The organism is Rhodoferax sp. UBA5149, assembly GCF_002413825.1.
GTDB lineage: Bacteria > Pseudomonadota > Gammaproteobacteria > Burkholderiales > Burkholderiaceae_C > Rhodoferax.
The window spans coordinates 6,304-6,619 of sequence record NZ_DHXT01000150.1 but is presented as its reverse complement, the minus strand read 5'-3'; the positions used below and the strand labels follow the sequence as shown (position 1 = coordinate 6,619).

Genomic DNA, 316 nt, shown 5'->3' with positions numbered 1-316 from the left:
TGAAAAAACTACTTGCTTCCCTTACTTTGGGATTGAGTCTGCTGGCTGGTGGCACAGCGGTGATGGCACAGACGCCAGCGGCAGCCCCCACGGCTTCCACCGCGGCTGAAGCCAAGCCCGCTGACGCAGCGCCTGCAGCACCGGCCGCCCCTGCGGCTGCTGTGACCGCCGCCGCACCGGCAGTTGCCACGTCCGTCGCCGCGACACCCGCACCCGTTCCCAACAAGGGCGATGTGGCATGGATGATCGTGGCAACGGCCTTCGTCATCATGATGTCCATCCCGGGTCTGGCCCTGTTCTACGGCGGCCTGGTGCG

Annotated in this window: 1 pseudogene; it reads left to right on the top strand. The window is 66.1% G+C overall.

Annotated elements, in window-relative coordinates:
* Window positions 1–62 precede the first annotated feature (62 nt).
* Window positions 63–316, top strand: a pseudogene (locus B3V69_RS12865) (ammonia channel protein); the annotation flags it as partial.